Genomic DNA, 7207 nt, shown 5'->3' with positions numbered 1-7207 from the left:
TTAAATACAAGCCTTATTCTAACCGCTAAAGCGGCAAGAATAATTTCATGGCTGACGCCAATTGCGCCGCCACCACCTGATGAAACTAACAGAATTGAGCACCACTATTTGGCCGAGCCAGATTGTGGTGAAACAAAATCGGTGTGACAATCTCTACTAAGAATAGAGCTGTCACACCGTTTTTTGCTGTTCATTTATGATTACTGATTAAATTGACTTAATGAATCCCACTAGCTTTGCCTTAATCACTAACAAAAATGTAGTGCACCACATCAACTCCAGACGGAATGGAGGGCGTGGTTGTCAGCCGCCAAATTTGTCTTGCCGCTTCAGCGGTTAGACAAAGGCTCGTATTTGAGATTGTTGCGCAGCAAGAAGCTCAAATCGATGCCGGCCGCGTTCCACAACCAGCAGGCCCGCAATGCAGTCAGAACCAATTCTGTTTTACGGCAACAACAAATTCTGAACTTGAGTCAACCATAGACACTCTAGAATAAGCGGAATATTTAAGCCTCAGCTTGATGGTTCTTGTCAGCCAATAAAGCTTGGCAATCAGGGCAAAGGCCGTAAACTTCAATGTTATTGCCTAACGTCTGATAGCCGGTGATTTTCTCGGCCAACCGCTCAATTCGCGCTAAGTCGGGATAAAAGACGTCGACAACTTTGCCACAATGTTGGCAAACCACATGGAAATGTTGCACTTGGGCGTAATCAAAATGACTAGGCTCATTGCCGTACGTTAGCTCCTGAATAATGCCCAGTTTCTTAAACAAACGTAAGTTGTTGTAAACTGTGCCAATACTAATACCCGTAAAATCATCTTTTAAACTGTTAAAAATAGCCTCAGCAGTTGGGTGACTACGTGAATTAACTAATAGTTTTAGGACTGCCTGACGTTGTGGGGTAATCCGAATTTGATTGCGCCGCAATACTGCCAAAGCATCTTGATATCTTTTTTCAGACATAATTTCCCTCCTCAGTGGGCAAATCCCGCAACTAATTAGTCCGCATTAGTCAGCTTGACTACTTGATGAACTACTGCTACTGGATTCACTACTACTCTTACTACTATCTGACTCTGATTCTAACTCAGGTGCATTCGTTTTGTACAAATCTAGGCTCGACTTTTCATCATTCTTGTACAATAAACTACTTTTATCTTTCTTCTGATCACGTTTCAACTTGGCAATTGCCTTACTGTACTTGTAGCTATAGTCAGATGGCTTCACTTTCTTAAAGCCCTTGAGATCATAGAAACGGAGTAAGTCACCATTGATAACCCGATCTGATAAGGACAATTCCGTGGCGACATGGTTGGTCAATTGCGCCAAGGTATCTTTGGTCTTATCATCAGTTGGTTTAATGACTTTACCAGTCTTGGTTTCGTAATACGTACTCCCAACCTTGGTGTAATCTGGCGTGACAAAATCACCATTTCGGAAGGCGACGGTTTGATTACGATTAGTCGCCAGTAAGTCAGTCCCAAACTGCACATCGCCCTTGTTAGAAATACCCAACAAGTTCAATAAAGTTGGTAAAACATCAATTTCACCACCGTAAGTATGGTTGATGCCACCCTTCAGACCATCCATATGAATCATGAATGGTACCTTCTGGAACTGGGCATTATCAAAGTCGGTGAATTTCTTCTGGCCTAATAACTTGGCAACGGCCGGCTTATGATTACCAGAAATACCATAATGATCACCATATAAAACCAACATACTATTCTTGTCTAAGCCAGTTGCCTTTAACCAATCCATGAATTCGCCTAAAGCTTCGTCTAAGTAGCGGGCTGTTTGGACATAACCATCAACAGTTGAGTCACCAGTATCGGTTTTTTCGATAGTTTGGTTAGCTTTGTCCAATAAATAAGGATAATGATTCGTGACCGTGATCAGTTTGGCATAAAATGGTTGCGGTAATTGTTCAATGTACTTGGCCGAATCCTTCAAGAAGATTTTGTCTTTCAGGCCATAACCAATCTCATAGTTCTTACCACTTGGATAATAGGCTTTACTGAAATAATAATCGTAACCCCAGAATTTATAAGTATTGTCTCGATTCCAGAAACTTGGCACATCACCGTGGAAAGCCGCCGTCGTGTAACCTTTTTGGTCCAACATAGCTGGCGCCGCTTGCCAAGTATTGGTTGAGCCAGCAGTAACCATGGCCGCCCCTTCAGGCAAACCAAACAAGGAATTCTCTAACATTAATTCAGCATCAGCAGTTTTACCTTGACCAACTTGATGGAAGAAATTATCGAAACTCAGGGTATTGGTTTCGTGATACAACTTGTTTAAGTTTGGTGTGACTTCTTGACCTTGCCATTTATAGTCGATCATGAATTGTTGCAAACTTTCCAAATGAATCACGAAAACATTTTTACCCTTAGCAACCCCAGTATATTCGGGATTACCCGGGACATAATTAGTATTGATATATTTCAAGACTGACTGGAGATCACTGGCGTCAGCATTAGCGCGGACTGCACTGGTCTTGGCGGCCTTGACTGTATCATAAACCGCATAAGAATTAAGTCCCAGATATTTAACAATATAGTTGTTGTCAAAAGTCCGTGTTAACAGCCCGGACCGATCAGTTTCGGCCATTGATAAATTAAAACCAAACAACAAAACTGCCAGCGCTGAGACTAAACCAGCCACAACTTTTTTAATCGGTTTAACATCAATTTTAATTAATTTAGTTGCCAGTAGAACGATTAAAATCACCACATCAAGGAAAACCAAGAAGTCGGTTGGTTTAACAATGCCGGCAACACTCTTCCCTAAGTTATTAGAGACCGAACCGCTCCCCTTAATTAAAGTCGTGGTTAAAAAGTCGGAAAATTCGCGATAATACAGAATATTCGCAAACAACCACAAACTGGTTAGAAAATCGATAATGGTTAAAATAATATACGATTTACGGCCCTTAAAATATAAGGCAATCCCAAACAACAAAATTGTTGTTGGTAGCGGATTAATGGCTAGGAGCAAATATTGCATACTCCCCTTAACGCCTAAATTAAATTTTGCGATGTAGGCATAATAAGTCTTAGCCCAAAATAAGACCACCGCTAAAATGAAAAAGCCCCACCGGCTATTCCAAAAAGAGCTTAGTTTCTGTGTGAAACGCTTCATGAAAATCCTCCATGCCTCAAGTTAAAAAATCAAACGAACGATTTACAGTTATATTTTACCTGTTTATCACTCAATAAACCAACTTTGATTTTACCAAAAACCAAGCAATTCACCAAAATTTCTTGATAAATATAAAGAATTCTTTAGTAATAATCGTTCTTAAAATAAGAAAGCCCTTAAATCGCTAAAGATTTAGGGCGATGTTGCTTAGTTTACTTTTAAAAGCTCACAACGGCAGTGAATGAATTAATCTTACTTAAAATAAAGTCAGCATTGTCGTCACCGAATCAGTTAATCAACCGAGGGCTTTTCCTCTTCAACCTCCGGTGTTACCTGAGCTAACTTAGCCGATTTCGCGGGGAAAATCCGTTTTGGTTTGATCCCAGTGGCAATGATCCCGAAGATAATTCCCAAGTAGAAAGTAATGAAGCGCCATAAGAACATTCCCAGAATCAAAGCCGTATTGTTTGGTACGAAAGCGGAAAACAAGGTCTTAAAACTGTATTCGGCACCACCGGCACCACCGGGCACTGGAAAGATCGAGGTAATCATGACAATCATCACGTGCATGCTGAAGACCGTTAATAAATCAACCTTTGGCACATCCAGAGCTAGTAGCACAAAATATGGAATCAAATAATAGGCCAGCAATTGCACCATAGTCAGTGCCGCCGCCTTGGCCACTTTCTTCTTTTCCCGTTTTAATTTAATACTTTCTTCATGGAAAGTCTCAATTTTCTCCAGTGCTGTTTTTTGCCACTTATCGAATTTAGGCCGGGCCTTAAACATGCGTCGCAAAAGATTAAAGAAGCCAATGGTCGCTGCCTTAGTGAAGCGATAATAAAACATGATCATTAATAACATACTGATTGTGAAGACGTGGATCACAAAACCGAAAGTGATTAAAACCGCTAGCCCCTTGAAACGACCAACGACTTCATGGAAGCCAATTAACATGGTGAAGACGAAATTAATCAACACCATTAATTGGTAAATAATAAATTTCATGAGTAACACCGAGCTGGCCCGGCCACCTTCATAGCCGATTTGCAGCAAGGCCACTAACTGTGCTGGCTGCCCACCTGATGAAAAAGGCGTCACCGCGTTAAAAACCGCCTCGATTGGTGGAATTCGTAATAAATTCCAGCGGGGTTGTTTAGGCTCGCCAGGTTTTTCTAATAATTTCTCTAAGGCTAATGCTTCGGCGGCAAAAGAAAACAGCATTAATAATACCGCCACGATTAACCAAAGCCATTTAATTCGACTAAACCCTTGCACGACTTGTTGAAAATTGATGGTTCGCCCTTCACGCCAGAAGATAAAACCGCCCAGCAAAATCATGAAGAACAAAACCCATTTATTTTTTCGATTCATTGTGTCCTACCTATCCTAAACTACCCTAACTAGATTAATTGCGTGACGCCACTGCCCTGTGTGGCCCTATAATTTTGCTTGTTCTGTATAGAAGCGCTGCCAAATCTGCGCCAAATGTGCTGGCGAATATTGCTGCGCCGTGCTCACTGCCAACTGCTGATATTTCTGATAATAAGTTTGGTCACTCATTAATTTCTGTAACGCCTGATCAAAGCCAGCTAAATCTGGTGCTTCTACATAATCATGGGCAATGATGGCTTGATAAAGTGGTAAATTCCGTAATAAAACCGGCACACCACAACTAAAGGCCTCCAAAACTGACATGGGAAATAGCTCGTCATATGAAGGCAAGAAGAATAAATCAGCTAAATTTAAATAATCAGCGATTTCTTCACGCTTAACAATCCCCGGAAATAGTAAATTGGCGGGGGGATCATCAAGAATCTTCTTAAAATGGTCGTAGCCATCAGTCATTTTGCCAAAAGAAAAACCGCCAGCCCAAATAAATTGCACCTCAGGATGCAATTTAGCTAAGTTAACAAAATCATCGACGCCTTTGCGTTGCTGCACTTGCCCCGAACCGAAAACAATAAACTTGTCTTGAGGAAAATGATACTTTTCGCGTAAGGCTTGTTTAGCAGCTTGATCACGATTAGGAAATTCCTCAGGTGAAACAAAGTTGGGAATATAAGAAATTTTCTCTTCGGGAACCCCATAAGCCACAATCTTGGGAATGAAAATCGGATTAACGACCACTAAATGATCCATTCGCTTGTAGAACTTAATCATATAAGCGTAGAAAACCTTCTTGGCAAAGCCAGGCAAATTTAACGAGCCCTCAATCGTCTCCGGCAAGAAATGCACGTAACCAATCTTACGACCACGTTTCTTAGAAAAAGTCGACAAGAAAAATTGCGGATCAATTGTATGATAATGAGTCAAATCGGCGCGACCATAATGATTAATGGTCACGTCAAATTGATCACTAAGCCGCTCTTGTAGTAAACGGATCAGTTCTAAATAGGCACTACCCACGCCTTGACCAGCAACTTTATCAGCTGATGAAAACATATTAATATGAATCATACTTTCTCCTCGCTGCGTCCAGTGACACTAAGATGGTTCAGGTTCATTAGATGATAATTATCAGTGGCATCTTGATAAAAGTCATGAATTTGATCACCAAAATGATCCGCAGAAATTTCAAAAAGCTTGCGTTTCCGTGGTGCTTCATCGGTAAAAGCATGGGGATGTTGTAAATAATTGATGACTTGTTGTTTCATTTCGTTTAAATCGCGGAAAGTGGTGCCGATATCTGGATTATCAAACAAATTATCAGTGTATTCACCACTACGAACCACGCATTTCAAACCAGCAGCCATCGCTTCAATATAAGTTAAGCCCTGGGTTTCCGTATCACTGGAGGACACAAATAAGTCGGCCAATTGGTAGTATGGCGCCACTTGTTCATGATTCACTTCGCCAGTGAAGGTCACGGCATCATCAATCTGCATTTTTTTAGTTAAAGCGACTAATTCTTCTTTTTCCGGCCCGTCACCGACAATTAAAAATTTCAAGTTCGGCAGTTGTTTCTGCAAGTCTGGAAAAATACCCAAGACTTGGTCCAACTTTTTCTCAGGGGCGATTCGACTTAATGACATGATGACCGGTGTCCCCGGCTCGTAACCTAACTGCTCCCGCAATTGTAAAACAGCCTCGGGATGAGCTTGGTCCAACTTGCGAATATCAACACCCGTGGGAATCACGCGAATCGGAATTTTAACACCATAGCGGCGCAAAGTATCAGTCACTCGCTCACTTGGGGCCACAACACCGTCCATGTGACTCACAAAAGTCCGAATAAATTGTTTGACATGATAAGGGCGCAATAGTTTGCCATTCATTACATAATGCAAATAATCCTCATACATAGTGTGATAAGTATGCACACAAGGAATATGCAGGTTTTTCGCGACAAATTTACCGATCCAGCCCATGGAAAATTCGGTTTGTGTATGAACAATATCTAAATCTAATTCTTTCGCAACTTCCAGCGCGTGGAATAAACCGCGCACCGCAACCCGCCGATCAGTAAAGGAAACAAACGGCACACTGGTGAAACGGAAAACGTTTGGTTCAACCTCTTCTTTATCCACACCCGGGTCAGTGGTCGTAAAAATGTAAACATGATGTCCCTTACGCTCCAAATCCTCTTTTAAGGTCCGAATTGAAGTCGCGACACCACTTACCTGAGGAAAATAAGTATCGGTAAACATACCAATATTCAAAATCCTTCCCCCTCTCAAACTTCTTAAATCAATTATAGAGATTCATAATTGCCAATGCAATCTTTAGGCTAATTCTAACAGGATTGCTATTAAAAAAGCACGGTCTAAGGTCTAATTAATTCGTTAATTATTAATAAGCTAACTATACTAGTAAATCATAAAATTCAGTTATTGACTATTTTTTTATTAAATCATTGGTTCTGGCTGTATTGGGGACTGCTGGTTGAGACACATGACCAACTTTAGTTTGCGTCAAGATCAAAAACGATAAAAACACAGTGATCGTGTTGAAAAAGAATAGAGTCTGACTTCATTGCGGGCTTGCTGGTTGTGGAACGCGGCCGGCATCGATTGATGCCAATTTTTCAAATTGTCATCAATACGAGCCTTTGTCTAATTGCT

General features: G+C 41.0%; 6 protein-coding genes. 1 reads left to right on the top strand and 5 read right to left on the bottom strand.

Translation table 11 applies throughout. From position 1 onward, the window contains the following. Positions 1–287 precede the first annotated feature (287 nt). Positions 288–497: a hypothetical protein gene (locus EKM82_RS11730; RefSeq protein ID WP_164508272.1), complete on the top strand. Its 210-nt coding sequence runs from the start codon at positions 288–290 to the stop codon at positions 495–497. Between the two features lie 9 nt (positions 498–506). On the opposite strand, the gene EKM82_RS11005 is transcribed toward EKM82_RS11730, so the two are convergent. From EKM82_RS11005 to EKM82_RS10985, 5 genes are all read right to left on the bottom strand, one after another. Then, a complete protein-coding gene (locus tag EKM82_RS11005) occupies positions 507–965 on the bottom strand; it encodes a Fur family transcriptional regulator (RefSeq protein WP_125769419.1) in 459 nt (152 codons plus the stop codon). A gap of 45 nt (positions 966–1010) precedes the next feature. Further along, a complete protein-coding gene (locus EKM82_RS11000; protein ID WP_125769416.1) occupies positions 1011–3143 on the bottom strand; it encodes an LTA synthase family protein in 2133 nt (710 codons plus the stop codon). Between the two features lie 291 nt (positions 3144–3434). After that, positions 3435–4517, bottom strand: coding sequence for a lysylphosphatidylglycerol synthase transmembrane domain-containing protein (locus tag EKM82_RS10995; protein WP_125769413.1), 1083 nt, complete (start codon positions 4515–4517; stop codon positions 3435–3437). Between the two features lie 66 nt (positions 4518–4583). Continuing rightward, positions 4584–5603, bottom strand: coding sequence for a glycosyltransferase family 4 protein (locus EKM82_RS10990; RefSeq protein ID WP_125769410.1), 1020 nt, complete (start codon positions 5601–5603; stop codon positions 4584–4586). After that, positions 5600–6805, bottom strand: coding sequence for a glycosyltransferase family 4 protein (locus tag EKM82_RS10985; RefSeq protein ID WP_125769407.1), 1206 nt, complete (start codon positions 6803–6805; stop codon positions 5600–5602). The genes EKM82_RS10990 and EKM82_RS10985 overlap by 4 nt, the downstream gene beginning before the upstream one ends. Positions 6806–7207 lie beyond the last annotated feature (402 nt).

This window comes from Lapidilactobacillus wuchangensis (genome assembly GCF_003946645.1).
GTDB classification, from domain to species: domain Bacteria; phylum Bacillota; class Bacilli; order Lactobacillales; family Lactobacillaceae; genus Lapidilactobacillus; species Lapidilactobacillus wuchangensis.
The sequence above is the reverse complement of the archived record's forward strand: the minus strand, read 5'-3'. Positions and strand labels throughout refer to the sequence as shown.